The sequence below is a fragment of the Undibacterium paludis genome (assembly GCF_022568815.1).
Classification (GTDB): domain Bacteria; phylum Pseudomonadota; class Gammaproteobacteria; order Burkholderiales; family Burkholderiaceae_D; genus Undibacterium.
This window is the reverse complement of sequence record NZ_JAKZHX010000001.1, coordinates 346,281-371,397: the sequence shown is the minus strand read 5'-3', so window position 1 is coordinate 371,397 and position 25,117 is coordinate 346,281. Positions and strand designations below refer to the sequence as shown.

Sequence of the window (25,117 nt, the reverse complement as noted above, 5' to 3'; positions counted from 1 at the left end):
AGCCAGCAGACAGACATTTTAATGCCACACCTTACCTGGTGTCTTCATTCGCCTGCTGACCGGGAAATCTGGGATAATCCATCTGCTCGACAGGAAAGAGCAGTCTCGCGTAGTTTGATTAACAAGATTGAATAGAATAATGAGCCCAGAGCAGCGCAAGGAAGCATCGGAATTGATATTGCACAAGCGTGGCATACGCATCAATGTGCAATTGCATGTGATTGAATCAGATGACGAAGTGGTGTTACGAACACCTGAACAATTATTGCAGCGCCTACTGGCCCTGTGGACTGTCAGCACTGTGGCCGCCGGTGGCGATGCAGCACATTATCGTGCCTATCTCGATGCGCATGGGCTGACAGCCTGTCTGTCTGCACAGGAGCATCTGTTTTTGTATGCGGATGAAGTCAGCGATGAGATGCGCCAGCCATTTACAGACCGCACCGAGTCCCTGTATTTCCTGTGCTGGGCTGCAGGCTTGCTGGACAAGCTGGCGGTGCCCACCCAGGCGGCCAATCTGAAGCAGGGCCTGAAACTCTTCCCGCAGGGTATGGAGCCACCGCAACGCCTGCAGGCGGCCCTGAAAATGCGCCGCAAGTCAGAACTGCTGGACTGGTCTGACCTCCTGTATCGCCTGCACTGGGCGGTGCGCCATGCTCACCTGACCGCACGTGAAGCACCTGGCAACCTGTATGCAGTGGCTGTGCGTGAATGGCATCAGGCGGTCAATTGGATCTGCCAGTATGAAGAGGAAGATGACTGGGACAAGGTCAGTACAGAGACCGGGTCGTAAGAACCTGTTTTATTTCTTCAGCATTCCCGCTTTGGTCGCATTGATCCGGTCCTTGATCGTTTCACAGCGTGATTGATTGAATTCAGCCTGCAAGGCGTCGAGGAAGGCCCGGGTGCGCGCCGGCATCAGGCGACGGCCGGGGAACACTGCCCAGACATCAATGTCTGGTATTTTCCAGTCTTCCAGTATCGGCAGCAATTCGCCGCTGGCGACATGGTGGTCGGCAAAATGATCTGACAGCATGATGATGCCACGCCCGTGCACGGCCAGCCTGGTCAGCATTTCCGGTGAATTGGCACTGGCCCTGCCCGGCGGTATGCCTTCCCACACCGCCTCGTCTTTTTGCAGGCGCCACAGTGAGGCTTCACCGTTGCGCGCCAGCAGGCGCAGGCAGTCATGGTCCATCAGTGCTTCTGGTTCAGCAGGCAGGCCGTGGCTTTGCAGATAGGCAGGTGAGGCATACAGACCTATGGTGAAGCGTACCAGCCGGCGGGCAGCCAGCGAGGCATCGTCGGGCAAATCACCGACGCGGATGGCGACATCAAAATTTTCCCCTATCAAGTCCACCCGTCTCGGCGACAGGTCGAGCTCCAGGTTGACCGCCGGGTAGCGGGCGATGAAGTTGGCCAGCAACTCTGCCATTTCATGATTGGCAAAGTCAGCCGGCATCGATACCTTGAGACGGCCATTCGGCTCTGCCTGTCGGTGCTGGGTCAGGGCCAGGGCGGCATTGACTTCTTCCTGCACATGCTGGGCATGCAGCAAGACATTCTGGCCCAGGTCAGTCACGCTCAGCTTGCGCGTCGTACGCAAGATCAGACGCTCACCGAGCTCGGCCTCCAGGGCAGAGATGCGGCGCGACAGCGTGGACTTGGGTACGCCCAGGCGTTCAGCCGCCTTGCTGAAGCTGCCTTCTTCCACCACACGGGCAAATAGCAACAAGTCATTGGCTTCCATGCTCATGATAACTTTCTTGGTTTTATTTTTCCAAATTTGGAACAATGATATCCATTTTATGGGCTTCTGTATCGATTGTGGAATGATTAAAGTACGTCCATCAACACTTTTTTGAAAAGGACTCAAAATGAACATCCTGCAAATCAACTCCAGCGCCCGTGCCGAAGGTTCCCATTCCACTCAACTGGCCAACACCCTGGTGCAACGCCTGCTCGAAACCACCTCTGGCGCTGAAGTCAAGGTACGCGACCTGGGCCGCAATCCACATCCCATACTTGATGAAACAGCATTGCAGGCACTGTTTACCCCGGCCGACCAGCGCAATGCCGAACAGCAAGCCCGTGTCGCTCTTGACGATGCCCTGATTGCCGAGATCCAGGCTGCCAATGTCGTGGTACTCGGTGCTCCGATGTACAACTTTGGTATTTCTGCACAGCTCAAAAACTGGATAGATGCGATTTCGCGCGCCCAGGTGACTTTCCGTTATACCGCCAATGGTCCTGAAGGTTTGCTGACCGGCAAGAAGGTCTATGTGGTGCTGACACGCGGAGGCCTGTATCGCAATACGCCAAATGACACGCAAATGCCTTACCTGAAAACTTTCTTTGGCTTTCTGGGTATGACTGACGTTGAGTTTGTCTATGCTGAAGGCCTGGCCATGGGCCCTGATGCTGAAAAAGCATCGCTGGCTTCAGCATATCAGCAAATGAATGACTTATTGCCAGCCTGATATTGGAGTAGTTTGAAAATCACCAGGAATGAGGATCATGGAAACCACAGACACAGTTTTGCTTCAAGTCCAGACGCAGGCAACTGACAGCGTCACACAATCACGAGTCGTCGAGCAATTGGTGGCAGGGCAGCCAACTTCAGACGGTGCCGGTGTCAAGCTGACGCGGGTATTGACGCAGCCACTGCAATACCGGCTGGACCCTTTTCTCATGCTTGATGCTTTTGGCAGTGATGAGGCCAGTGATTATATTGCCGGCTTCCCCAGCCATCCGCATCGTGGCTTTGAAACCATCACTTATATGCTGGCAGGCCGCATGCGTCATCGTGACAGTGCCGGTAACGAAGGTTTGCTGCAAAACGGTGGTGTGCAATGGATGACAGCCGGACGTGGTGTGATCCATTCCGAAATGCCCGAGCAACAGGAAGGCCGTATGGCAGGTTTCCAGCTGTGGCTGAACCTGCCGGCCAAAGACAAGATGACAGAACCCTGGTACCGCGATATACAAAGCGAGTCCATACCCGAGTTTGTGACTGATGCCGGCGTCAAGGTTCGTGTGATTGCTGGCCACAGTCATGGCGTGGACGGTGCGGTGCAGCGCCAGGTGACTGAACCGCTGTATCTGGACGTACATATGCCGGCGGGCAGCAGTTTCTCGCAGCAACTGGCATCCAGCATGAATGCTTTCACCTATGTCTATGAGGGTGAGGTGCAGATTGCAGAACGTGCCGTGCCGGAGCAGAGAATGGCGATCTTGAAAAAAGCCTCAGATGCCGATGGTGTGTTCATCAATGCAGTAAAAGACAGCAGGTTGCTGCTGATTGCCGGTCAACCCCTGAATGAAACCATCGTCCAGTACGGGCCCTTTGTCATGAATAGCCAGGCAGAGATATTCAAGGCCATCAGCGATTTTCGTGAAGGCAAGCTGGTGAGTGCTGATTGAGTTGCTGCGCGGCGCGGTTTTGAGCCTGCGATGTTCGTCGTACTTACAGTACGACTGCGTGTCCTGTCTCAAACTGGCGTCGCTCGCCACACGCATTCAGCGATCACAAGAGCATGTCGATTAAGCAGAATCAAAATTTACATTTGAGGGACAAAATGAAACAAGCAGAAACCATAGGGCCCGTCTTCGGCTCCTTCATCGCCCGTGTACTGATCGCCCTGATCTTCGTGGCATCCGGTGCCGGCAAAATTGCCGGTTTTGAACAGACGGTAGGCTATATCGCCAGCAAGGGTTTGCCATTGCCGGCGCTGGCAGCCATTGCCGCCATCGCGGTTGAACTAGGCGGTGGCATCATGGTGATTATTGGCTGGCGGGCACGCTGGGCCGCTGCAGCCATGATCCTGTTCACCCTGGCTGCGGCTCTTATCTTTCATCATTTCTGGGGCGTACCTGCCGAGCAGGCGCAAAACCAGATGATACATTTCATGAAAAATATCTCCATGGCCGGTGGTCTTTTGTATGTATTGATACATGGCAGCGGTGGCTGGAGCCTCGATGGCAGAAAAGCCTGAGTTGATTTTTATCATCAAGTTTTGAAAAGAAATGGCGGACCGGTCAGACGATTGCCCGCCATTTCAACTTTACATGCTGTTTCATCATCCTGTAATCTGGCTTTCATACGCCTGACATATTCCTGCCTAATACTCCCGTGGATGAGTTCAATCCTGGACAAATGGGGCGCAGGCAATGAAGATAGAAATCAATGGCATTTCCAAAACCTTCAAAGGCGGCTATCAGGCGCTCGACAATATTGAGTTGCAGTTTGCACCCGGTGAAATGGTGGCCCTTATCGGTGCTTCCGGTTCTGGCAAATCTACCCTGTTGCGCCATATCTCTGCCCTGATCACGGCAGACAACAATAAGAATGACATCAGGGTGGGTGAACAGATCGTGCAGGCAAACGGTGTTGCCGGCAAGCATATACGTCGCTTGCGTTCGCAAATTGGTTTTGTTTTCCAGCAATTCAACCTGGTCGGACGCCTGCCTGTCCTGACCAATGTGTTGACAGGCGGCATCGCCCGCATCCCCCTGTGGCGCAGTTGCCTGCGCATTTTTACCCGTGAAGAAAAAGCCCTGGGCATGGCGGCACTGGCACGGGTAGGTATTGCCGAGCATGCCTACAAACGTGCATCTGCCTTGTCTGGCGGCCAGCAGCAAAGGGCGGCGATTGCCCGCACCATCGTCCAGCAAGCCAGGGTGATACTGGCGGATGAGCCGATCGCTTCGCTGGATCCTGAATCTGCACGTCGTGTCATGCAGACCCTGGCTGATTTGAACCGACAGGATGGTACGACAGTACTGGTGTCATTGCACCAGGTTGATATCGCCCTGCGTTTTTGCCCGCGTACCGTGGCCTTGTCGCGTGGGCGCGTCGTGTATGACGGTCCGTCCAGCGAACTGAGCATACCCATGCTGCGCGACTTGTATGGTGCTGAAGCAGAAGAACTACTGAGCCCGGCACCTGTAAAAACCGGTCACGACAGCATTGCCGCCGAGACCATTTCCCTCCCCACTCTTGCGGCTGCCGCCTGAGTTTTCTTTTCGCATCAGGAGTATTCCCATGTTTCGACAATTCATGCTCAATTTCTCACTGGGTCTGGCGATGGCGGCATCTGCTGCAAGCGTGACGGCAGATGAGGCAGTCAAGACGCTGAACTTTGGCATTATCTCCACGGAATCATCACAAAACCTGAAACAGGACTGGCAGCCCGTGCTCGACGACATGAGCAAAAAGCTCGGCATCAAGATCAATGCCTTCTTTGCCCCTGACTATGCCGGCGTGATCGAAGGCATGCGCTTCAACAAAGTGCAATTCGCCTGGGTAGGTAACAAATCAGCCATTGAAGCTGTTGACCGTTCCAGTGCAGAAGTATTTGCACAAACCGTTAATGCGGATGGCACGCTTGGTTACTACAGCATGATCTCTGTGCATAAAGATAGTCCTTATCAGACACTGGACGACGTTTTGAAAAATGCCAGGAATCTCAATTTTGGCATAGGCGATCCTAACTCCACATCTGGCTTCCTGGTGCCCAGTTATTATGTGTTTGCACAAAACAATATCAATCCCAAGACTGCTTTCAAGACAGTTCGTGGCGCCAACCATGAGGCAAATATACTGGCCGTTGCCAACAAACAAGTCGACGCCGCGGTGCACAGTTCTGACGTGCTTGACCGCATCAAGGCACGCCAGCCGGAAATGGCGAGCCAATTGCGTCAGGTCTGGAAATCTCCCCTGATCGCGGCTGACCCACTGGTGTGGCGCAAGGACTTGCCTGCCGACGTGAAAAACAAGATCAAGGATTTCTTTGTCAGCTATGGCAAGAATGGCACCGATGCCGCACGTGAAAAAACGCAGTTGGCAAAACTGACCTTGGGTGGTTTCCAGGAATCTTCCAATGCACAGTTAAAACCGATACGCCAGCTCGAATTGTTCAAGGAAAAAATCAAGATCGAGGCAGATGTGGCTTTGAACGCTGACGAAAAGAAAGCCAGGCTTGACGACATCAATCGCAAGCTGAACGATATTGGCAAGTCCTGACAGCATGAACAGTACACCAGCAACTCGTCCGCAAACCGTCATGAACTTGCCTGCAGCACCCGGGCGTGATACCGGCAAATTACTGGTCTGGGGCATCGTCCTGGCTATACTCGCCATGTCATGGACGGGAGCAGATATGCGCCCTCTTGAATTGTTACGTGACAGCGGCAATATGGTGACTTATGTGGCCAGCTTTTTTCCGCCAGACTTCCACGAATGGCGTATTTACCTGCAAGAGCTGCTGGTGACCTTGCAGATCGCCGCCTGGGGTACTGCCCTGGCGGTGGTTTGCGCGATCCCCCTGGGTTTGCTCAGTTCTTCCAATATCGCACCAGCCTGGGTCAGTCAGCCTGTGCGTCGCCTGATGGATGCTGCTCGTGCCATCAATGAAATGGTGTTTGCCATGCTGTTCGTGGTGGCGGTGGGCCTGGGGCCATTTGCCGGTGTGCTCGCCCTGTTCGTGCATACTACAGGCATTTTGTCGAAATTGTTTTCCGAAGCGGTAGAGGCCATAGACCCGCAGCCTGTGGAAGGCATACGCGCCACCGGCGCCCATGCGCTGGAAGAAATTGTCTATGGAGTATTGCCACAAGTGATGCCTTTGTGGATATCTTTCACCCTGTATCGTTTCGAATCAAATGTGCGCTCGGCTACCGTGGTTGGCATGGTCGGTGCGGGCGGCATAGGTGTCATCCTGTGGGAAGTCATACGCGCTTTCCAATATGCGCAAACCTGCGCCGTCTTGTTGATGATAGTCGTGACCGTCAGTATCATCGACGTCTTGTCTTCCCGACTCAGGAAAATCTTCATTTGAGTTCATCATTATCTTTATTGAATACATCGCCATGCATACTCGCCATCCTGTCCAGCGCCTTGATCTGCCTACCGTCATCGACTGGTTGCAAACCCGGGCTGGCGGTTGTTATGGCGGTGAAACGATCACCCAGCTTGAACATGCCCTGCAATGCGCCGGTCTGGCCATGGCAGAGCAGGCATCCGATGCCATGATCATTGCAGCCCTGCTGCACGATATAGCGCATCTGGCGGATGGCGAGACCGATGAGACTTTCCCGCATGGTGAATTCGCTGCAGAATTGCTGGCAGACCTGTTTGATCATGATGTGACCGGCCCAATACGCCTGCATGTGGACGCCAAGCGTTATCTGTGTGCGGCAGATCCCCTGTACTGGTCAGGTCTGTCACCGGCATCGCAGCGCAGCCTGATCTGGCAGGGTGGCCCTTACTCTGTCGCACAGGCAACAGAATTCATGGAGCAGCATTATGCAGAAGACGCCGTACGCCTGCGTCTGTGGGATGATGCTGCAAAACTGGTCGATGCAGAGATGCCAGCACTTGATACACTGATTGCCTTGATGGAAAAATATAGCCGGCATGTGCGCTCGGAACAGTCCGCAGCTGCGTGACATTTAATTCAAATTCAGATTGCCCAGAGCCAGGCTATTTGAGAGAAGTCATTCCCACACGTCGGAAAACGGCTTAATCCTGAGTCAGTATCTTCAGCAGTTTCTGGCCGGCTATATGGATTGCCCCGCTATTGTCTATGCAGATGATGTTCTGGTCTTCAGGAACAGAGAATTTCAAACCCCTGTCTATGCGATTCAGTAAGGCGGCGCCCGATTCGCGCTGGCGTTTTTCCATCCTTTGCCTGATCTGTTCCGGGTCTGCCATGATCCAGATGATTTTCGCGTCAGGGAATAATTGTTTCAACTGGGGCAGGTATTCGCGTGAACCATTGACGATGACATCATGGCCGCATTTCAGCTTGACCTCGATATGCCGGCGTATGCCGTAACACAGCCCATTGGCCTGCCATTGCATGCAAAAATGACCGGCGGCTGCGGCCTGCCAGTAGGCTTCCTGGCTCAGTGCTTCATGTCCCTCGCTGTCATGGGCAGGGCGGGTAATTGTCCTTTGCGCAAAGTCCAGTTCGGCATTGGCAGGCAGATTATCCCTGACCCATTGCAAGAGCGTATCCTTGCCGGCGCCGGAAGGGCCAACCACGAAGAACAGGCGGCCGCTGGCAGGCAAGGTCTTTTGCTGGAATTTTGCCTGGAAAGGGAAGCGCATCCAGAAATTGAATGGCAGGCCTGGACGCTCTTCCCTGAATATCGTCAATGCATCGATCGCCAATGGTGCGACTTCCATCAATTTGCCAAATTGATGTTCGGCAGCCTTGCGCAAGGCATAGTGCAGATCGGCATCGGTGTCGCTCAGGTCGTCGCTCAGCGTCAGGTGGAAGCGGTATTCTTCTTCAGTGTAAGGGTAACCCCATTGTTGCAACAGGCTTTCCTGTCTGGCGCTAAGGCCTGCATGGCGGCGCTTTGCCAGATAGGCAGCATCAGGGGCGCTGCGCAGCATGTCAAAAAAGCTGACGCAGCGCATGGCCAGGGCATTGATTTCAGCTTCATTGCCATGTGGCCGCAAGGCCAGGAAATCACCCATCATGCGTATCTGCAATTCAGAGATGCTGATGACAGGCTGGAGTCTGGCAAAGGCATTCGCCATGCTGATCAGATCTGCTTCGTGAAAACCTTCGAGCAAATTGAATGGTGCTTTCAGGGTGGCATGGAAGCCATAACGACGCGCTTCAGCCGTCAGCCCGGATAACAGGATATCAGGCACACCGGGGATATGGCCCTGCTGGATTTTGCCGGCATGCATGGGGTCGCGGCCCAGCCAGCTGGCGCCAGCTTGCCACCATGGACTATCGGGCGCGGGGGAGAAATACAGGGCATAACGCATTATGCAGCCATTTCCAGGTGTGGCATGTAGCGCAAACGCTCAGGTTCAGCGCAAAATACCAGTTTACCGGCAGCGATGGTGGCAATCAGGCGTGGGCTGCCATCGGTTTGTCTTTCCACCATGATCAGATCGGCACGCAGGTTGCTGGCAAGCTGCCCGCGATCATGCAGACCCAATACCTGTGCCGGGTTATAAGACACCAGCTGCCAGGCGCGCTCCAGGCTGCAGACAGCGTCCTGTTCCAGGCGAAACGGCGCATGCAACATTGCCGGGTAGTAGTAATCTGAAGCCAGTATGTCGCACAGGCCGCGGCGCACGGCATCGCTGGCTGACAAGCCACCGCAATGGCTGCCACCAAGCAGGATATTTGGCGCGCCCATGATCACATGATTACCCAGGGCTTCGGCGGCTTGCAATGCTTCCTCTGTCTTGGGAAATTCACTGACATCGACCCCCAGGGACTGGAAGCGTTCACGGTCAGTACGGCTTTCATCATCATGCGAAGCCATGGCGATGCCATGCGTACGGCAGGCAGCTGCCAGTTGTGTGATTGCCTGCGCAACTTTGGTGGAGCGCGCCTGTGCCCTGTGCAGACGCTCGAGAAAACTGGCAACATCGCAACGGGCGCGTTCAGCATAGCTGGCCAGTTTCTCAGGCACAGTGCTTTTTTTCAATATCGATGGCAAGTGCTCATTGAAGGCGAAAAAATCAACGATGCCAGACTCTATCCAGGAAAGGGCATCATGCAAACCATCGATATGATGATTTTCAAAACGCAGATGGATACGGTGATCAGCATGTACACTGGCTTTTTGCCTTGCCACCTGTTCTATGGTGGACAGTGCTGCTTCACGGCCACGCAAACCGCCTTCCCAGGAAAATGTCAGACCATGGCAAGCGGTGGTAATGCCATTGGTTATCAATTGCCTGTCTGTATCGGCAAACGCAATATCATAGGCAAAGCTGGTGGCTGGACGCGGCTGTAACTGACGCTCAAAGGCATCGCCATGGATATCAACCAGGCCAGGCAACACCAGCAAACCTTCGGCATCGAATACCGGGTTCTTGCCAGCGTGCAAGAAACCAGCCTTGCCGGTATGGGTGATGCCATCAGCGTGCAGATGCATGCTGTCTTCAGCCCAGTATGGAAGCGCATGACTGTCTTGCCGCAAGTGTTTGCCACCCTGAATTGAAATATGCGTTTCCATTGTCGGCTTTCCTGATGATGTCAGTTCATCTTAAACAGTAAATATGACTGGAAATTGACATGTTGAAAACTTCACCTGATGTCAACAAGGATGTCATCAAGACTTCATTTAATGCTGCTGTAATGTTGCACCATGAACGCAGATCAAAGTCCGAAGTCAAGTGCCACTCAAGACACCAATCCCGCTCAGCAGGAAAGGGCTGGCTGGATGTCTGTCCTGGCTAAAATCCCTTCCGCAAACCTGGCAGCCAGTGTGCAGGAGTTTGGTGATTTGCCAGGTTACCTGTGGTTGAGAAAACCAGAAACCGGCTTGGCCATGGTCAGGGCGAGAGCTGGTGGCAGCGGCGCCCAGTTCAATCTTGGAGAAATGTCGCTGACACGTTGTGCATTACGGCTTGATACCGGTGAAACCGGTGTTGCCTATGTAGCGGGCCGTGACGCCCGTCATGCTGAATGGGCAGCCATTTTTGATGCCTTGATGCAGGGCGACGCCAGGGCAAGAGTGGAAGAAAAAATCATCAAGCCGCTGAAAGAATTTCTGGACAGGCAAGAAGCTTATTCAAGAGCACAGGCACAAGCGACCAGGGTCGAATTCATGACCATGGTAAGAGGAGAAGATACATGAGTTTCCCCCATGATCAGGGATTGAAAAATATGTTACCCGCCTGGAACGACACTGTGCAGGATGCGCAACTGGTGTTTCGCAGTTTGCTCAAGGCCTTGTCTGAACCGGGTAGCATACAACGCCTTATGGTTGAGCTGAAAGCGCCTCCCCCTCTGCATATGGCAACGGCTGCCAGTTGTCTTGCCCTGATGGACTTTGAAACCACGGCATGGCTGGCGCCCGAACTCGACAATGATGCGGTACGTTCCTATCTGCGCTTCCATTGTGGCTTGCCTCTGGTGGGAGATAAGTCACAGGCGAATTTTGCTGTCTTGCGCGGCATGCCTGAACACCTTGACCTGGATGTCTACGCCCAGGGCAGCATGACTTACCCCGACAAGTCAGCGACTTTGCTGATACAGGTCGATGACCTGGATAATGGCCCGCAATGCTGGCTCAGTGGTCCCGGTATCAAGGATAAAACCAGTTTTCGTGTGAGCGGCCTGCCGGCAGACTTTGTCAGCAAATGGCGCCAGAATCACCAGTCTTTCCCTCAAGGCGTTGATGTGATTTTCTGCTGTGGTGACAGGGTACTCGGCTTGCCTCGTACCAGCCGCCTGCAGGAAGAACTGCGGGCTGGAAAAGTGCAGGAGCCTCTATGTATGTAGCTGTAAAAGGTGGTGAAAAAGCGATCGCCGCATCCTATCTGGCGCTGGCAAAAATGCGTCGTGGTGATACCGGTATACCAGAATTGAGCATAGCCCAGATCCGTGAACAGATGTCGCTGGCCGTTGCCCGCGTGATGAGTGAGGCATCGCTGTATGACAAGGACCTGGCTGCCCTCGCCATCAAGCAGGCCAGTGGTGACTTGATAGAAGCGATTTTCTTGCTGCGTGCTTACCGCACTACTTTGCCGCGCCTGCTGGCGACCGTACCTGTCGATACGTCGAAAATGCTGATACAAAGACGTATTTCAGCCACTTTCAAGGACGTGCCAGGTGGTCAGGTGCTTGGCGCCACGTATGACTATACCCAGCGCCTGCTCGATTTCTCCCTGGCGGCGCAGGCGATGACGAATGTGGCCGAATCCATGCCAGCGTCGGTCGTCGATGGTAAAGAGGCAGAAACCTGCCCGCGTGTGCTGGATTTTCTTAACCAGGAAGGTTTGATCGAACATGAGCTGATACCGGAAGGCGATCCTGAGCCTTTCGACCTGACCCGCGAACCTCTGCAATTCCCTGCCAGTCGCGCCCTGCGGCTGCAAAGCCTGGCCCGTGGCGATGAAGGCTTCCTGCTGGCGCTGGCGTATTCGACCCAGCGCGGCTATGCCCGCAACCATCCTTTTGCAGGCGAAATCCGTTATGGCAAGGTGGCTGTCGAAGTCGTGCCGGAAGAGCTTGGTTTTGCCATCGACATAGGCGAGATAGAACTGACTGAATGCCAGATGGTTAACCAGTTTATCGGTTCGCAAACCGAAGCGCCGAAATTTACCCGCGGCTATGGACTGAGCTTTGGTCATGGTGAACGCAAGGCCATGGCCATGGGCATCGTTGATCGCGCGCTGCGTGCGCCGGAGCTGAAGGAGGAAATTACCGCACCGGCGCAAATGGAAGAATTCGTTCTCTACCATGCCGACAATGTCGAGGCATCAGGTTTTGTGCAACATCTGAAATTACCGCACTATGTTGACTTCCAGTCAGAATTGAATGTCTTGCGCAGCCTGCGCACAGCCATCAATGCCAGGCTGGAAGAGCAGGGCAACGAAACCGGAGCGGAAGAAAAGGCCGCAGAACCAACCAGTCAAAAGGCAGCGTGATGATGGAAGCGAACTCCGATCTTGCCAGGCCGGCAGAATTGCAACAGGCAACACAGAAGCATACTGCACAACCTGAAGCAGGTTATAACTTTGCCTATCTTGATGAGCAGACCAAGCGCATGATACGCCGCTCTATCCTGAAGGCTGTTGCCATACCCGGTTATCAGGTGCCGTTTGGCGGGCGTGAAATGCCTCTGCCGTATGGCTGGGGTACGGGCGGCATACAGGTGACTGCTGCCATCATCGGGCAGGATGATGTATTGAAAGTCATTGACCAGGGCTCAGACGATACCACCAATGCGGTCAACATACGCCGCTTCTTCCGCCGCACCACCGGTGTGGCGACGACAGAAAGAACCACGCAGGCAACGGTGATACAGACACGTCATCGCATTCCTGAAACTCCCTTGTCTGCCGGACAGATCATGGTGTATCAGGTACCCATCCCGGAGCCATTGCGCTGGCTGGAACCCAGCGAGACGGAGACTCGCAAATACCATGCGATGGCAGATTATGGCCTGATGAGCGTCAAGCTCTATGAAGACATCGCGCGCCTGGGCAAGATAGAAACATCCTACGATTATCCGGTGATTGTCAATGAGCGCTACCTGATGCGTCCTTCACCTATTCCCAAATTCGATAATCCCAAGATGAACATGAACCCGGCCTTGCAATTATTCGGTGCCGGGCGTGAAAAGCGCATTTATGCCGTGCCACCTTATACGCGGGTCAAAAGCCTGGATTTTGAAGATCACCCCTTCGAGATAGAACAATGGGACCACCGTTGCGCAATGTGTGATGCCGCCCACAGTTTCCTTGATGAAGTGATCGTTGATGACCAGGGATCACGGATGTATGTATGCAGTGATACGGACTATTGCCGTACCCGGAGGGACGAACAGGAACAGAAGGCGGATGCATGAGTGCTCAAGATCAGCAAGTTTCGCAGCCTTTGCTGGAAGCGCGCAATGTCAGCAAGATATATGGCGGCAAAGTCGCCTGCGGCAATGTTAATCTCAGCCTGTATCCGGGTGAAGTGCTGGGCATCGTCGGCGAATCGGGGTCCGGCAAATCGACCCTGCTCAATTGCCTGGCCGGGCAACTGGTGCCAGAGCAGGGCGAGGTCTTGTTCCACACCCGCAATGAAGGCGTGGTAAATCTGTTCAGTATCAGTGAGGCGCGCCGCCGCCTGCTGTCACGTACAGACTGGGGTTTTGTCCATCAAAGCGCCAGGGATGGTCTGCGCAGTGACGTATCGGCTGGCGCTAACGTTGGTGAACGCCTGATGGCTGTCGGCGCCCGTCATTATGGGCAGATACGTGCAGAAGCATCTGACTGGCTGCAAAGAGTGGAAATTGACATTGCCCGTATCGACGACCTGCCGCGTGATTTTTCCGGCGGCATGCAGCAGCGCTTGCAGATAGCACGTAACCTGGTCACCAGGCCACGCCTGATTTTTATGGATGAACCGACTGCCAGTCTTGATGTGTCGGTACAGGCGCGTCTGCTCGACCTGTTGCGTCAACTGGTGTCTCAATTGCAGGTGGCGGCGATCATCGTCACCCATGACCTGGCAGTGGCGCGTCTGCTGGCTCACCGTCTGATGGTGATGCGCCAGGGACAGGTGGTGGAAGAGGGCTTGACGGACCAGGTGCTTGATGATCCTCAGCATCCTTACACACAGTTGCTGGTCTCATCAGTATTGCAGGCTTGAGGAAAGATTATGTTGCGACGTATAGAAGTACAGGGCCTGTCCAAGGACTTTACCCTGCACCTGCAAGGCGGGCAGGAAATGTCCATCTTGCAGAACATAGACATGCAGGTGGATGCCGGCGAATGCGTGGTTATCCATGCGCCGTCCGGTGCAGGCAAATCGACATTGCTGCGCTGTCTGTACGCCAACTACCGTGCCAGCAGCGGCAGCGTCAATATCTGGCATGACAACGCCTGGGTGGACGTGCAATCGGCAGCAGCACAACAGGTGCTGGCAGTACGCCATGATACACTCGGTTTTGTCACACAGTTCCTGCGTGTGATACCGCGCATTTCCACTGTGGACCTGGTGGCAGAACCCTTGGTGATGCGTGGTGTAGAAAAACAGCAGGCAGATGAAAGAGCAGAAGAATTGCTGGTGCACCTGCGCATCCCAAAACGTCTGTGGCACATCCCGCCGGCGACTTTTTCCGGCGGGGAGCAGCAGCGTGTCAATATCGCCCGTACCATGATCTATGACTATCCCATACTTTTGCTTGATGAACCCACTGCTTCGCTTGATGAAGCCAACCGCGCCACAGTCATCAACATGATCAATGCTGCGCGAGAGCGTGGCGCAGCCATTGTCGGCATCTTTCATGATGAAGCAGTACGCCAGGCTCTGGCGACCCGGATTTTTTCCATACCCGCAGCGCAATCCGTTAACCTGGTGGCAGCATGATGAACAGAATAAAGAATGCACAACTGGTGCTGGCCGATCAGGTCCTGCAAGGTGAGATGACTGTAGAGAACGGTGCAATAGCTACACTTGGTGCGCCTGCCAGCCTGCCTGGCGGCGATGACTGGAATGGTGATTACCTCTTGCCCGGCATGGTGGAACTGCATACTGACAATCTTGAAAAACATCTGATGCCCAGGCCCAAGGTCAACTGGCCCACCTTGCCGGCCATCATGGCGCATGACGCCCAGGTCGCTGCATCCGGCATCACGACCGTGCTTGATGCGATTTCTGTCGGTGATATTGATTCAGACAGCATGCGCAATGACACGCTGGAGGCCTGCACGCAAGGCTTGCGGCTGGCAGCAGAATCTGGCATCTTGCGCGCTGACCATTTTTTGCACATGCGACTTGAACTGGCAGAAGAAAACCTGCTCGACATGTTTGCCCCATACCTCAATGACGACAGACTGAAACTGGTCTCGCTGATGGACCATACGCCGGGGCAAAGGCAGTGGACAGACCTGACCCATTACCGTACTTATGTGTCGGGCAAGCGTGGCTGGAGTGAAGACAAGGTTGAATCCATGCTGGAGCGTTTGCTGGTGCGCCAGCAAACCTATGCTGCAGCCAACCGCCGCAGCATCGTTGCCAGTTGTCGCAATCTTGATAGACCGGTACCGCTAGCAACTCATGATGACACAACCATAGAACATGTGAGTGAAGGTGTCGGTGATGGCGTAACGATCTCCGAATTCCCGACCACGGTTGCTGCCGCTCGCGCTGCACGCGAACAGCAGTTGGGCATCATCATGGGGGCGCCGAATATGGTGCGTGGCGGTTCGCATTCCGGCAATGTCTCGGCAGCTGAACTGGCCAGGGCAGACTTGCTTGACGTCTTGTCATCCGATTATGTGCCGGCCAGTCTTTTGCATGCTGCTTTCCTGCTGCAGGATCAGGGTTTCGACCTGCCCAAGGCCATGGCAACCGTTAGCCGTAATCCGGCCCGCATGATAGGCTTGCATGACAGGGGCGAACTGGCTGTTGGTTTGCGTGCGGACTTCTTGCGGGTACGTGTGGTGCAGGGAATACCGGTGGTGCTTGGTGTCTGGAAGGCGGGCGTGCAGATTGCCTGACTGCTTCGGGTAAAATGTGAATAAGGCAAAGGCTGCTCGTTGGCAGCCTTTGCTTTGCAGTATATGGTTTAATCCTGATCCAGATGCAGGGAAATGACACCTGCCGCAGGTGTCGCACAAGGTTCATCATCAAAGGCGATATCACCATTGGGATTGGCCTCGCCGCTGATCTGTAAATCAGTGAAATTGAACAAATTCCTGTCCATCAGATGTGATGGTGCAACGGTGGACAATGATGCAAAAATATTGTCCACACGCCCGGGGAATTTCTTCTCCCATTCACGCATCAGCCCCTTGATTTGCTTGCGCTGCAAATTCTCTTGTGAGCCGCAAAGATCACAGGGGATGATGGGGAATTGCTTGACCTCGGCATAGCGCCCCGTATCGCTTTCTTTCACATAGGCCAAAGGGCGGATGACGATGTGCCTGCCATCGTCTGATTGCAATTTGGCGGGCATGCCCTTGAGCTTGCCACCAAAGAACATGTTCAAGAAGAAAGTTTCCAGAATGTCGTCACGATGATGGCCAAGGGCAATCTTGGTGGCGCCAAGTTCATCGGCAACCCGGTACAGGATGCCGCGACGCAGGCGCGAACACAGTGAGCAGGTGGTTTTCCCTTCCGGGATCAGGCGCTTGACGATGCTATAGGTATCCTGGTTCTCGATGTGATAGGGAATCCCCAGTTTTTCCAGGTAAGCTGGCAGTACATGGTCCGGGAAGTTGGGCTGCTTCTGGTCAAGGTTGACGGCAATGATGTCAAAATTGATCGGCGCCCGTTCACGCAAGGTCATCAATATGTCGAGCAGGGCATAGCTGTCTTTGCCGCCTGACAGGCAGACCATCACCTTGTCGCCTTCTTCTATCATATTGAAATCACCTATGGCCTGGCCGACCAGGCGACACAGGCGCTTGTGCAGCTTATTGTTTTCATAAGTGATTTTTTCTTGCGACTTGCCTGGGCTGTCCTGCTTTGAGGTCGCGATGGCCGGTGTTGCCTCCATCAGTGTTTCATTCAGTGCTTGCATGATATGCTTTTAATTCGTGCTCAGGATTTAGATTTCGTTTTTGATCTGGAATACTTCTACACCCACGCCTTCGCAATCGGGATAGACATCCGGTTTCATGGTGGATACGCGTACAGCACGCACACGGGGGTGCGCCAGCATGATGCGGGCGACATCGTCGCACAGGGTTTCCTGCAAGTGCACATGGCCCTGGGCGATGCGGTCGGCAATCGTGCAGCGCATGAAGTCATAATCAACGACTTCATTGAGATGATCCTCTTTTGGCGTGGACAACGCCAGCGGTATATACAGGTCGACATTGATCAATACCCGCTGTTCGCCTTTTTTCTCGAATTCATGCACGCCAATATTGATGGAGATTTCGTAGTTGCGCAAAAACAGGCGGCGGCAGTCAGCGAGCTGGGGATGGTGCAGGATGGATAACATAGTGGACCTGATTCATTAAAAAGAAGTGGATACGTTTGCAGTCGCCAGAAACATGATGTCGCGCTGCGTTGGAACTAGATGCTGGCCACCGTCAACCAATACCGTCGTGCCTGTCACGGCGCGGCTGTCAGCCAGAAAACAGATGGTGCGTGCGATGTCTTCAGGTGTGCTGGAACGGCCCAGCGGTGTCACCTGATGCGCCTGCGCAAAATCGGCCGTGCTTTGATGGCCAGAGACCATGGTAATGCCGGGGGCCACACCGACTACCCGGACCTTGGGCGCCAGTGCTTGCGCCAGGGTAGTGGTGGCGCATTGCAAGGCCGCCTTGGACAGGGTGTAAGACAAAAAATCGGGGTTGAGGTTGTACAGCTTCTGGTCAAGCAGGTTAATGACGCAGGCTTGTCGGCCCTCTGGTGTTGCTTCATGCAGGGCTTGCGCCAGGATGACAGGCGCGGCCAGGTTGGCATGCATGTGGGCGTCCAGGCTATGCTGACTGAAGCTCTTGACATCATCTTCGGCGAACAGCGATGCATTGTTGACGATGCAATCAACCCTGCCCAAAGCAGCAAGCGCGGCCGGCAATAACTGACGCGTGGCTCGTTCGTCAGCGAGGTTGCATTGCAAGGCCGTGGCCCGGCGTCCCAGTTTGATGATGTCAGCAACGACCTGGTCTGCTTCCAGGGCTGAAGTGCCATAATGGACAACTATATCCCAGCCCTGCTGCGCCATGTACAGGGCGATATGCCGCCCTATGCGCCTGGCGGCACCGGTGACCAGCGCAATCCGCGCTGGTGGTGATGAACTGTGATTGTTGTCAATAAGATCGGTCATGGAAATTCTTAACAGAAGTTAGTGCGTTTTTAATACAATGCAGCTATGCATAAATTATCTCTACCTGTGCCGGGCGATGATGCGCTGGCCGCTTCCACGACGCTACAGCAACTGATCATCGACGATATCCGCAGGCAACAGGGCTGGATACCGTTTTCACGCTACATGGAACTGGCTCTGTATGCACCTGATCTTGGTTACTACAGCGGCGGTGCCACAAAATTAGGCAAAGACGGTGATTTTACAACCGCACCCGAAATGTCGCCCTTATTTGGCGCCACCCTGGCGAGGACGGCAAGTCAGTTGTTGCGTCAAACTGTACCCCAGGTCATGGAGTTCGGTGCGGGAACAGGCCGGCTTGCCTATGACTTTTTGTCGGAATGTACATTTTCCGGAATCACTCTGGACCGCTATTTTATCGTGGAATTGTCCGGAGAATTGCGTGCACGTCAGGAAGAATTGCTGAAAGACTTCCCGCAGGTGAGCTGGCTGGATGCCATGCCGGCATCTTTTTCCGGTCTGGTGCTGGGAAATGAAGTACTTGACGCCATGCCCGTGGACCTGGTGATCAAGACCACCGAGGGCTGGCGTGAGATCGGTGTGGCAGTTGTGGAAGATGAGGCTGGACCGAGGCTGCTTTATCGCGAACAGACCGGTGTTGATTGTAATCCTGATAAGATTGCGCAAATCCCGCAGCATGAGGATTTGCCGGTCGGTTATATGACAGAAGTGCATGCGGTAGCCAGTGCCTTCATGCACAGCCTGGCGAGCATGCTGCAGGCCGGGCCACAGGCGGGGGCCGCTATCCTGATCGATTATGGCTTTCCGGCTGCCGAATATTATCACCCGCAACGCCTGCAAGGCAGCCTGATGTGCCATTATCGCCATCATGCCCATCCTGATCCTTTTTACCTGCCCGGCTTGCAGGATATTACGGCTCATGTTGATTTTACGGCAATGGCAAGGGCTGCCCTGCTTGGGGGGCTGGAATTGCTGGCCTATACCAGCCAGGCCAGCTTTCTGATGTCGGCTGGCATAGCTGACCTGCTGGCGCGGACTTCTGCCGAGCAGGTCATGCATTACCTGCCGCAGGCAAATGCCCTGCAAAAACTGGTGTCGCCGGCAGAGATGGGGGAGTTATTCAAAGTGTTGATAGTTGGCAAGCAGTTGGACCTGCCGGAAGATTTATTGCGACTGGATCGCAGCCATCGCTTATGATGGCCAGGTATCCGGGTGACCATCATAGGAAATTGCATCCGGGCAATTTAATGGCGCAAGAACCTGTTTAATTTGTAGCGAGCGTGCGTCAACTTTGTCAGGACCGCATAAAATGCAGCCTGAAAGCTGGAATTGAGTACATGAGCATGTTGAGCAGCGCATGAGCGCCGTGTAAACCCGGCTACGCAACTACAGTAAGATCGCAAACAGGTTCTAAGAATCCGGGAGTAAACTTTGTTTCGTTGGGTATTAACGATTTTTCTGGTTGTAGTGGTTTTTTCCAGTGCGCTGCCCTGGCTGGAAAAGCTTGGCATAGGCCGGTTACCCGGGGATTTACGCTTCAAATTGTTTGGTCGCAGCTTTTCTTTTCCCTTCGCTTCTACGATATTGATCTCTTTATTCGTTCTCGTCCTGTCCAGAATATTCAAATAAAGCGTTAAATTTGTTAAAGCCTTGCAACATTGATGCTGCTTGGGGGTAAAGTTTTCACATCATCACGCCGTCACTTTATATAATGAAATTGTCTGTCTGGGCAGATAAGGCCATGCCGACCCTGGAGAAAAGTCAGCCTGGCTGGTAGCGAGATCAACAATAATTAGGCTAAAGGTCAACATGAGCGAACTCAGCGACATCCGGGCATTGCTCGTTGAACCGCATGCAGGCATGCGGGTCAGTTTGCACAATATGCTTAATCTATGTGGCATCAACAAAATTGAACACGGGCTGTCCGCAGGTACGGCAGTTCGCACCATCCAGTCAAAGGTCTTTGATCTGATCCTGTGTGAATATGATCTTGGTGTCGGCCAGGATGGTCAGCAATTGCTGGAAGACATACGTCACCACAAACTGGCGCCACTATCAACCATCTTTATCATGGTGACGGCAGAGCGCTCTTATGCCAAGGTTGTCAGTGCTGCCGAACTTGCACCTTCTGATTACCTGCTCAAACCGTTTACTGCCGACATGCTGCTTGAGCGTGTCATTCGTGCCCTGGAAAAACGCAAGGCCTTCGTGGAGGTCTACAATCTGATGGAACAGGGCGCCATCCCGGAAGCTATCATGGCCTGCCATCATGGTGAACGCGATTATCCCAAGTATGCGATCGACTTCATGCGCCTGCGCGCAGAACTGCATGTAATACAGGGTGAGGCTGCCGAGGCGGAAGAACTGTATAAATATTTATTCGAATTAAAGGCAGTTGCCTGGGCACGTCTGGGCCTGGCCAAGACCCTGTTCATGCAGGGCAAGTACCAGGAAGCAGAAGACATACTGAAAAACCTGGTTGCAGAAAATAGCAAGTACATGGATGCCTATGACTGGCTTGCCAAGACACATGAAGTCGTTGGTGAATTGCCCGAAGCAAAAGAAGTGCTTGATGTCGCTGTCAGCGTATCCCCGCACGCGGTTCGCCGCCTGCGGAAACTTGGTAAAATTTCATTGGAAACCGGTGATATCGAGACTGCAGAGAATGTGTTTAAAAAAGTTGTCAGTAAAGCCAAATTTTCTGAATTCCGCGACCCTGAAGATCACATGAACCTGGTGGATGCCCTGGTCAAAAAAGGTGACACCGAACAGGCGAAGTCGGTGATACGGGATCTCGAAAAGAATATGTCTGGCCTGAAGAAGACAGAAGCGGTCAGGGCGATTTCTGCTGCCATGGTGCATGCCAAGACCGGTGATACCAGGTTAAGCACGGAACTGGAAAATGCCGTTGCCGCATCGCGTGAAGATATAGGCTTGTCTACCGACGCCAAGCTGGGCCTGGCAAAAAGCTGCCTAGAGAATGACCAGGAAGGCAGTGCCTCCGAGATCATTCTTGACGTCATGAAGAACGCCAGCAACCAGCAGGTCATGACCAAAGCCATGGGGGTGTTTGAAAGTGCGGGCAAAGGGCATATCGCCAAAGAACTGGCGCAACGCAGCCAGAAAGAGGTCATGGACCTGGTCGCGCTTGGCGTGCAAAAAGCCAAGGCTGGCGATTTCCGTGGTTCAGTTGAGTTGATGTCCGCAGCGGCACGCAAGTCACCGGATAATCCCCAGGTTGTCCTGAATGCCGCCCTGGCAGCGCTGAAATGCCTGGAAAACATGGGCTGGGATCATGCTACCGGCGAACTGGCGCGCCAGTTGATCGATTCAGCCCGTCGCCTTGATCCCATGAATCCGCGCTTGAAAGCGATCCGTGGCCTGTATGATGAACTGCAGAAAAAGTACGGTATCAATACAATGCGTGTCGCAAAATAAATCAGTCTTAGCCTGTTTCCCGGTGGGCGAATGGCAGCAAAATAATCAGTCGCGGAGATCATGGCAACCCAACCTTCTGTCCATTTAGATGAACATGCACCTGAATTGCCACGCGACCGGCTGCTGAAACAGATTACTGAAGAAAGCAGCTTGCCAACGCTGGGGGTGTCGATTACCAAGGTGGTGGAGATTACGTCATCGAGTGAAGACCCGGTTGCCAAGCTGGCCCATTTTGTACTGGCGGATGTGGCGCTGACGCAAAAAATATTACGTCTCTCGAATACCATTCATTACCGTACCAGTTCTGGTGCGCCGGTGACGACAATTTCCAGGGCGATTTTCCTGCTTGGCTTCAACAGTATCAAAACCAGCGCCATGGCGATGCTCCTGGTTGATTGTTTCAAGGATAAAAGTCATGCCAACAGTGTCAGGCGCGAACTTGTACAGGCATTGAGCGCCAGTATAGTCGGACGAGAAATGGCGCAGCGGGGACGTTTCCAGGATGGTGAAGAGGCGGCTGTAGCTGCGTTATTCAAAAATGTAGGCAAGGTACTGGTCGCTTCTTTTGATCACTCCTTGTACTCGCGCATACAAAGCATGCTGCAGACCGGCCAGACCACCATCCAGGATGCCAGCTCCACTCTGCTAGGCTGTAGCTATGAGCGTTTTGGGGAAATGGCCTTGACGGAGTGGAAGATCCCGGACACCATCATACAGTCCCTGGCTCCGTTGCCAGCGGGTGAGTTAAAGAAAGTCAATACCCGTGCAGAATGGTTGCGACAAGTGGCCAGTTTCAGTGATGCGATGGCGTCCATGATCATGAATTCAGGGGGCGGTAATTTAAGCGAAAAATCCAAGTCACTATTGCAACGCTACGGCAAGGCGCTCGACCTTGATCAGCCAGTACTTGACGCCATGCTGCTCAGGGTCGAGACCGAGACCAGGCAATTGGCCAAGAGCATGGATATCGCCATGTCGGACATCCATATCGGTGAGACAGACCCCAATAGTACAGATGGCGTGTTAAACGAGCTTTTGCTGAAGAATTATGAGGCTGGCGAAATTCAGGGTGATGAACGGCATCCCAGCGGCAAGCCCAAGCATGCCCGTGACTTGCTGTTGGCAGGTGTGCAGGATGTCACCCAAATGCTGGCTTCCGACAACTTAAAGCTCAATGACCTGATCCTGCTGGTGCTCGAAACCCTGTACAGCAGCATGGGCTTTCGCTTTGCGACGGTCTGTTTGCGTGATTTGCAAACCGTGCGCTATGTCGCCAGACTGGCAATCGGTGAAAACTATGCTGAAAGGCAAAAGGGCTTTGCTTTTAGCGGTAAGCCTGACCAAACGCTGTTTCATCTGGCGATGACGAATAATGTTGACCTGATGATTTCTGACGCCACTGTGCCCAAGATAAAAAATCTGTTGCCAGAGTGGCATAAAACCATCTTGCCGGATGCCCGCAGCTTCATCATCCTGCCTCTGGTGATACAAAAGAAATCACTGGGCCTGTTTTATGCGGATCGCGTTGTTAATGCCGATGAAGGTGTGCCGCCTGATGAAACTGCCCTCATCAAGACCCTCAAGAGCCAGTTGCTGGCTGCCATGATGCGCAGCTGAATGTTTATTGTTTGCCCTCTGTTGATGGCAGGTCATTGCGGATTCTACTGACGGCAGGTTTTAAACTGACGGGTTACAATGCCTCATTCTCTTTTTACGGAGGCGTGACGTATGCACTTTACTACCTGGCTTACCTTCTTCTTTGCGGCCTGTGTGATTGCCGTTTCACCCGGTTCGGGTGCTGTCCTGTCGATGTCCCATGGCCTGAACTATGGCTTGAAAAAAACGACTGGCACCATCTTGGGCTTGCAGGCTGGTTTATTGCTGATACTGGCTGTCGCCGGTGCGGGTGTGGGGTCGATATTGATGGCATCAGAATTTGCATTTGGCGTCGTCAAGACGATAGGCGCTCTGTACCTGATTTATCTTGGCATCAATCAGTGGCGTGCCAGGGTCGAGGTAGTGAGCTCTGCGGAAACCTCAACTGCTGCAGCGACCCAGGCGCCGGCGATGTCACGACGTTTTCTGACCGGTTTCATGACGAACGCCACCAATCCAAAGGGAATCATCTTCATGGTTGCCGTGTTACCCCAGTTTATTTCCCATGATGCCCCCTTGTTGCCGCAGTTATTGATACTCGGCGTCACCATGTGCGCTGTTGACCTGGTGGTCATGCATGGTTATGCCTTTGCAGCTTCCAGCATGCAGCGCTACTTTCGCGACCCAAAATGGCTGAAGAGCCAGAACCGCTTTTTTGGGGGCATTCTGATGGCGATAGGTACAGCCCTGTTCTTTGTCAAGCGTAGCCCGGCGAATTAATTTACCGAAATGTACTGAAAGCAGCATCACATAGAAAAAACACCGCCTGCCTGGCGGTGTTTTCAATTGCGCTCCTGACATAAACAACCAATAACCTGTTCATGACCTGTCGCCAACTTGCGTCAGTGGTGGCAAGGTAACATTCGGGGTAACATAAATGTTGAGCTGTGCATGAACCACGATCACTCCAACGCAGTAAGAGCGTCAACAGGTTCTAAGTCAGTGGTATCTGCTGCTTCTTGGCCAGGGCGTCAATATCTTGCCATATCGTCATTTGATTGAGCAGGCGAGTGGCCGGATCCAGCATGGGATTCAGATTGAAGAAACGTTCAAGCGCAGTTTCATCAAAACTGCTGTGCTGGGAGAAATTGATTCTGCCATATTGCTTGCGGAAGGCATGCAGCAGGTCGGCAGGTGTGTCCTTGTGCCAGGATTGCATGAGGCCACCGACCATCAGTGCCGTATCAGTGGTTTGCTCCAGTGAGCGCTGGCTTCTGGAATTGCTGACATCTCGATAATCAAGCAAGCGCGGGAAATAGAATTTCTTGATCCAGGATGCCGGTATACCACCTTCGCGTAGCAGAGCGCCGCTACGCCACAGCTTCCAGCTTTTTTCGGCCTCGCTGTCAGTGACAAAGTGGCTGTCAGCAAGCAGTGTGCAATCTTCTGCCAGTTCAATCTCGAGTATCACTGGCAAACCGGCCGCTACGGCAATGCTTTCCAGTTCCGGCATTTGCGGTTTTTCGCCCAACTGGGTTTGCAGGGCGTTGACGAATTCTGCCAGCACTTGCTGGTGTTCCTGGTGCAGGCTGCTGGTTGCTTTGCAAAAGGCGGCACAGGCAGAAAAATACGCCATCAGCTCGCCGACCATGATGCCTTTTGCGGGTAACTTGCTTTCTTCTTCAAAGCCCTGGCGCGGTATGTCTTGTGCCAAACCCTGGCGCAGGATGGGGTAAAGCTGGCTGGAGATACAGCCGAATTTGATATGGCTGCCAGCGGCAAGTTTAAATTCTGACAT

At 53.6% G+C, this 25,117-nt stretch carries 27 protein-coding genes; 20 read left to right on the top strand and 7 right to left on the bottom strand.

Annotated features, from left to right (window positions below; genetic code table 11):
- Window positions 1-139: 139 nt before the first annotated feature.
- Window positions 140-793 (top strand): DUF4272 domain-containing protein, encoded by a 654-nt coding sequence (locus LZ463_RS01755; protein WP_241453209.1) that lies wholly within the window; start codon window positions 140-142, stop codon window positions 791-793.
- Window positions 794-802: 9 nt separating this feature from the next.
- Here LZ463_RS01755 and LZ463_RS01750 read toward each other — a convergent pair whose 3' ends face one another.
- The gene (locus tag LZ463_RS01750; protein ID WP_241453207.1) at window positions 803-1,756 is read right to left on the bottom strand and encodes a LysR family transcriptional regulator; all 954 of its coding nucleotides are present in this window, start codon (window positions 1,754-1,756) and stop codon (window positions 803-805) included.
- A gap of 121 nt (window positions 1,757-1,877) precedes the next feature.
- Between LZ463_RS01750 and LZ463_RS01745 the strand changes: the two genes are divergently transcribed.
- The 7 genes from LZ463_RS01745 to LZ463_RS01715 all read left to right on the top strand — a co-directional run bounded on the left by LZ463_RS01745 (window position 1,878) and on the right by LZ463_RS01715 (window position 7,449).
- Window positions 1,878-2,480 carry an FMN-dependent NADH-azoreductase gene (locus LZ463_RS01745; RefSeq protein WP_241453205.1) on the top strand — a complete coding sequence of 201 codons (603 nt, stop codon included), beginning with the start codon at window positions 1,878-1,880 and terminating at the stop codon, window positions 2,478-2,480.
- A 37-nt stretch (window positions 2,481-2,517) separates the two neighbouring features.
- The gene (locus LZ463_RS01740; protein WP_241453203.1) at window positions 2,518-3,423 is read left to right on the top strand and encodes a pirin family protein; all 906 of its coding nucleotides are present in this window, start codon (window positions 2,518-2,520) and stop codon (window positions 3,421-3,423) included.
- Between the two features lie 155 nt (window positions 3,424-3,578).
- Window positions 3,579-3,995 (top strand): DoxX family protein, encoded by a 417-nt coding sequence (locus LZ463_RS01735; RefSeq protein ID WP_241453201.1) that lies wholly within the window; start codon window positions 3,579-3,581, stop codon window positions 3,993-3,995.
- 175 nt (window positions 3,996-4,170) lie between these two features.
- Window positions 4,171-5,016 carry a phosphonate ABC transporter ATP-binding protein gene (gene phnC / locus LZ463_RS01730; protein WP_241453200.1) on the top strand — a complete coding sequence of 282 codons (846 nt, stop codon included), beginning with the start codon at window positions 4,171-4,173 and terminating at the stop codon, window positions 5,014-5,016.
- 28 nt (window positions 5,017-5,044) lie between these two features.
- Window positions 5,045-6,025, top strand: a complete 981-nt coding sequence (phnD, locus tag LZ463_RS01725; protein ID WP_241453199.1) for a phosphonate ABC transporter substrate-binding protein — start codon at window positions 5,045-5,047, stop codon at window positions 6,023-6,025.
- 40 nt (window positions 6,026-6,065) lie between these two features.
- A complete protein-coding gene (gene phnE, locus LZ463_RS01720; protein ID WP_241454269.1) occupies window positions 6,066-6,839 on the top strand; it encodes a phosphonate ABC transporter, permease protein PhnE in 774 nt (257 codons plus the stop codon).
- A gap of 31 nt (window positions 6,840-6,870) precedes the next feature.
- Window positions 6,871-7,449, top strand: a complete 579-nt coding sequence (locus tag LZ463_RS01715; protein WP_241453198.1) for an HD domain-containing protein — start codon at window positions 6,871-6,873, stop codon at window positions 7,447-7,449.
- A 73-nt stretch (window positions 7,450-7,522) separates the two neighbouring features.
- On the opposite strand, the gene phnN is transcribed toward LZ463_RS01715, so the two are convergent.
- Both phnN and LZ463_RS01705 read right to left on the bottom strand, forming a co-directional pair.
- Window positions 7,523-8,788: a phosphonate metabolism protein/1,5-bisphosphokinase (PRPP-forming) PhnN gene (phnN, locus tag LZ463_RS01710; RefSeq protein WP_241453197.1), complete on the bottom strand. Its 1,266-nt coding sequence runs from the start codon at window positions 8,786-8,788 to the stop codon at window positions 7,523-7,525.
- A complete protein-coding gene (locus LZ463_RS01705; protein WP_241453195.1) occupies window positions 8,788-9,996 on the bottom strand; it encodes an alpha-D-ribose 1-methylphosphonate 5-triphosphate diphosphatase in 1,209 nt (402 codons plus the stop codon). The genes phnN and LZ463_RS01705 overlap by 1 nt, the downstream gene beginning before the upstream one ends.
- A 132-nt stretch (window positions 9,997-10,128) precedes the next feature.
- Between LZ463_RS01705 and phnG the strand changes: the two genes are divergently transcribed.
- Genes phnG through LZ463_RS01670 form a run of 7 tightly spaced genes read left to right on the top strand, consistent with a single transcriptional unit; the run spans window position 10,129 to window position 15,982 of the window.
- The gene (phnG, locus tag LZ463_RS01700) at window positions 10,129-10,620 is read left to right on the top strand and encodes a phosphonate C-P lyase system protein PhnG (RefSeq protein ID WP_241453193.1); all 492 of its coding nucleotides are present in this window, start codon (window positions 10,129-10,131) and stop codon (window positions 10,618-10,620) included.
- Window positions 10,617-11,267, top strand: a complete 651-nt coding sequence (gene phnH / locus LZ463_RS01695; protein ID WP_241453191.1) for a phosphonate C-P lyase system protein PhnH — start codon at window positions 10,617-10,619, stop codon at window positions 11,265-11,267. The genes phnG and phnH overlap by 4 nt, the downstream gene beginning before the upstream one ends.
- The gene (locus LZ463_RS01690) at window positions 11,258-12,415 is read left to right on the top strand and encodes a carbon-phosphorus lyase complex subunit (protein ID WP_241453188.1); all 1,158 of its coding nucleotides are present in this window, start codon (window positions 11,258-11,260) and stop codon (window positions 12,413-12,415) included. Before phnH ends, LZ463_RS01690 begins: the two co-directional genes overlap by 10 nt.
- A gap of 2 nt (window positions 12,416-12,417) precedes the next feature.
- On the top strand, window positions 12,418-13,338 hold the full coding sequence (locus tag LZ463_RS01685) for an alpha-D-ribose 1-methylphosphonate 5-phosphate C-P-lyase PhnJ (RefSeq protein WP_489686078.1): 921 nt from the start codon (window positions 12,418-12,420) through the stop codon (window positions 13,336-13,338).
- The gene (phnK, locus tag LZ463_RS01680) at window positions 13,335-14,129 is read left to right on the top strand and encodes a phosphonate C-P lyase system protein PhnK (protein WP_241453187.1); all 795 of its coding nucleotides are present in this window, start codon (window positions 13,335-13,337) and stop codon (window positions 14,127-14,129) included. The genes LZ463_RS01685 and phnK overlap by 4 nt, the downstream gene beginning before the upstream one ends.
- A gap of 9 nt (window positions 14,130-14,138) precedes the next feature.
- On the top strand, window positions 14,139-14,849 hold the full coding sequence (gene phnL / locus LZ463_RS01675; protein WP_241453185.1) for a phosphonate C-P lyase system protein PhnL: 711 nt from the start codon (window positions 14,139-14,141) through the stop codon (window positions 14,847-14,849).
- Window positions 14,846-15,982 carry an alpha-D-ribose 1-methylphosphonate 5-triphosphate diphosphatase gene (locus tag LZ463_RS01670; RefSeq protein WP_347176236.1) on the top strand — a complete coding sequence of 379 codons (1,137 nt, stop codon included), beginning with the start codon at window positions 14,846-14,848 and terminating at the stop codon, window positions 15,980-15,982. The genes phnL and LZ463_RS01670 overlap by 4 nt, the downstream gene beginning before the upstream one ends.
- Before the next feature lie 68 nt (window positions 15,983-16,050).
- Here the strand turns inward: LZ463_RS01670 and ttcA are convergent, their stop codons facing one another.
- The 3 genes from ttcA to LZ463_RS01655 are packed head-to-tail and all read right to left on the bottom strand — an operon-like array spanning window position 16,051 to window position 18,264.
- Entirely contained in the window at window positions 16,051-16,983 is a 933-nt protein-coding gene (ttcA, locus tag LZ463_RS01665) for a tRNA 2-thiocytidine(32) synthetase TtcA (RefSeq protein ID WP_241454265.1), read from the bottom strand.
- A gap of 51 nt (window positions 16,984-17,034) precedes the next feature.
- Complete coding sequence (locus LZ463_RS01660; protein WP_241453182.1) at window positions 17,035-17,433, bottom strand: dihydroneopterin aldolase; 399 nt, start codon at window positions 17,431-17,433, stop codon at window positions 17,035-17,037.
- 15 nt (window positions 17,434-17,448) lie between these two features.
- The gene (locus LZ463_RS01655; RefSeq protein ID WP_241453180.1) at window positions 17,449-18,264 is read right to left on the bottom strand and encodes an SDR family oxidoreductase; all 816 of its coding nucleotides are present in this window, start codon (window positions 18,262-18,264) and stop codon (window positions 17,449-17,451) included.
- A gap of 45 nt (window positions 18,265-18,309) precedes the next feature.
- Here LZ463_RS01655 and LZ463_RS01650 point away from each other — a divergent pair, with 45 nt between their 5' ends.
- The 5 genes from LZ463_RS01650 (at window position 18,310) to LZ463_RS01630 (ending at window position 24,099) form a co-directional block, all read left to right on the top strand.
- Entirely contained in the window at window positions 18,310-19,482 is a 1,173-nt protein-coding gene (locus tag LZ463_RS01650; protein ID WP_241453179.1) for a class I SAM-dependent methyltransferase, read from the top strand.
- Window positions 19,483-19,716: 234 nt separating this feature from the next.
- Complete coding sequence (locus LZ463_RS01645) at window positions 19,717-19,914, top strand: DUF2905 domain-containing protein (RefSeq protein ID WP_241453178.1); 198 nt, start codon at window positions 19,717-19,719, stop codon at window positions 19,912-19,914.
- 180 nt (window positions 19,915-20,094) lie between these two features.
- Window positions 20,095-21,723, top strand: a complete 1,629-nt coding sequence (locus LZ463_RS01640) for a tetratricopeptide repeat-containing response regulator (RefSeq protein WP_241453177.1) — start codon at window positions 20,095-20,097, stop codon at window positions 21,721-21,723.
- 60 nt (window positions 21,724-21,783) lie between these two features.
- Window positions 21,784-23,340, top strand: a complete 1,557-nt coding sequence (locus LZ463_RS01635) for an HDOD domain-containing protein (protein ID WP_241453176.1) — start codon at window positions 21,784-21,786, stop codon at window positions 23,338-23,340.
- Window positions 23,341-23,451: 111 nt separating this feature from the next.
- Window positions 23,452-24,099 carry a LysE family transporter gene (locus LZ463_RS01630; protein WP_241453175.1) on the top strand — a complete coding sequence of 216 codons (648 nt, stop codon included), beginning with the start codon at window positions 23,452-23,454 and terminating at the stop codon, window positions 24,097-24,099.
- A 214-nt stretch (window positions 24,100-24,313) separates the two neighbouring features.
- On the opposite strand, the gene LZ463_RS01625 is transcribed toward LZ463_RS01630, so the two are convergent.
- Window positions 24,314-25,117, bottom strand: coding sequence for a hypothetical protein (locus tag LZ463_RS01625; protein ID WP_241453173.1), 804 nt, complete (start codon window positions 25,115-25,117; stop codon window positions 24,314-24,316).

What these genes read in the sequence shown, in the direction of transcription:
- LZ463_RS01685 (WP_489686078.1), top strand. Translation starts at nt 12,418, where the DNA reads ATGGAAGCGAACTCCGATCTTGCCAGGCCGGCAGAATTGCAACAGGCA.
- LZ463_RS01650 (WP_241453179.1), top strand. Translation starts at nt 18,310, where the DNA reads ATGCATAAATTATCTCTACCTGTGCCGGGCGATGATGCGCTGGCCGCT.
- phnG (WP_241453193.1), top strand. Translation starts at nt 10,129, where the DNA reads ATGAACGCAGATCAAAGTCCGAAGTCAAGTGCCACTCAAGACACCAAT.
- LZ463_RS01630 (WP_241453175.1), top strand. Translation starts at nt 23,452, where the DNA reads ATGCACTTTACTACCTGGCTTACCTTCTTCTTTGCGGCCTGTGTGATT.
- LZ463_RS01740 (WP_241453203.1), top strand. Translation starts at nt 2,518, where the DNA reads ATGGAAACCACAGACACAGTTTTGCTTCAAGTCCAGACGCAGGCAACT.
- LZ463_RS01640 (WP_241453177.1), top strand. Translation starts at nt 20,095, where the DNA reads ATGAGCGAACTCAGCGACATCCGGGCATTGCTCGTTGAACCGCATGCA.
- ttcA (WP_241454265.1), bottom strand. Translation starts at nt 16,983, where the DNA reads ATGGAGGCAACACCGGCCATCGCGACCTCAAAGCAGGACAGCCCAGGC.
- LZ463_RS01755 (WP_241453209.1), top strand. Translation starts at nt 140, where the DNA reads ATGAGCCCAGAGCAGCGCAAGGAAGCATCGGAATTGATATTGCACAAG.
- phnE (WP_241454269.1), top strand. Translation starts at nt 6,066, where the DNA reads ATGAACTTGCCTGCAGCACCCGGGCGTGATACCGGCAAATTACTGGTC.
- phnN (WP_241453197.1), bottom strand. Translation starts at nt 8,788, where the DNA reads ATGCGTTATGCCCTGTATTTCTCCCCCGCGCCCGATAGTCCATGGTGG.
- phnK (WP_241453187.1), top strand. Translation starts at nt 13,335, where the DNA reads ATGAGTGCTCAAGATCAGCAAGTTTCGCAGCCTTTGCTGGAAGCGCGC.
- LZ463_RS01625 (WP_241453173.1), bottom strand. Translation starts at nt 25,117, where the DNA reads ATGTCAGAATTTAAACTTGCCGCTGGCAGCCATATCAAATTCGGCTGT.
- phnL (WP_241453185.1), top strand. Translation starts at nt 14,139, where the DNA reads ATGTTGCGACGTATAGAAGTACAGGGCCTGTCCAAGGACTTTACCCTG.
- LZ463_RS01635 (WP_241453176.1), top strand. Translation starts at nt 21,784, where the DNA reads ATGGCAACCCAACCTTCTGTCCATTTAGATGAACATGCACCTGAATTG.
- LZ463_RS01750 (WP_241453207.1), bottom strand. Translation starts at nt 1,756, where the DNA reads ATGAGCATGGAAGCCAATGACTTGTTGCTATTTGCCCGTGTGGTGGAA.
- phnH (WP_241453191.1), top strand. Translation starts at nt 10,617, where the DNA reads ATGAGTTTCCCCCATGATCAGGGATTGAAAAATATGTTACCCGCCTGG.
- LZ463_RS01705 (WP_241453195.1), bottom strand. Translation starts at nt 9,996, where the DNA reads ATGGAAACGCATATTTCAATTCAGGGTGGCAAACACTTGCGGCAAGAC.
- phnD (WP_241453199.1), top strand. Translation starts at nt 5,045, where the DNA reads ATGTTTCGACAATTCATGCTCAATTTCTCACTGGGTCTGGCGATGGCG.
- LZ463_RS01690 (WP_241453188.1), top strand. Translation starts at nt 11,258, where the DNA reads ATGTATGTAGCTGTAAAAGGTGGTGAAAAAGCGATCGCCGCATCCTAT.
- phnC (WP_241453200.1), top strand. Translation starts at nt 4,171, where the DNA reads ATGAAGATAGAAATCAATGGCATTTCCAAAACCTTCAAAGGCGGCTAT.
- LZ463_RS01745 (WP_241453205.1), top strand. Translation starts at nt 1,878, where the DNA reads ATGAACATCCTGCAAATCAACTCCAGCGCCCGTGCCGAAGGTTCCCAT.
- LZ463_RS01670 (WP_347176236.1), top strand. Translation starts at nt 14,846, where the DNA reads ATGATGAACAGAATAAAGAATGCACAACTGGTGCTGGCCGATCAGGTC.
- LZ463_RS01655 (WP_241453180.1), bottom strand. Translation starts at nt 18,264, where the DNA reads ATGACCGATCTTATTGACAACAATCACAGTTCATCACCACCAGCGCGG.
- LZ463_RS01715 (WP_241453198.1), top strand. Translation starts at nt 6,871, where the DNA reads ATGCATACTCGCCATCCTGTCCAGCGCCTTGATCTGCCTACCGTCATC.
- LZ463_RS01735 (WP_241453201.1), top strand. Translation starts at nt 3,579, where the DNA reads ATGAAACAAGCAGAAACCATAGGGCCCGTCTTCGGCTCCTTCATCGCC.
- LZ463_RS01660 (WP_241453182.1), bottom strand. Translation starts at nt 17,433, where the DNA reads ATGTTATCCATCCTGCACCATCCCCAGCTCGCTGACTGCCGCCGCCTG.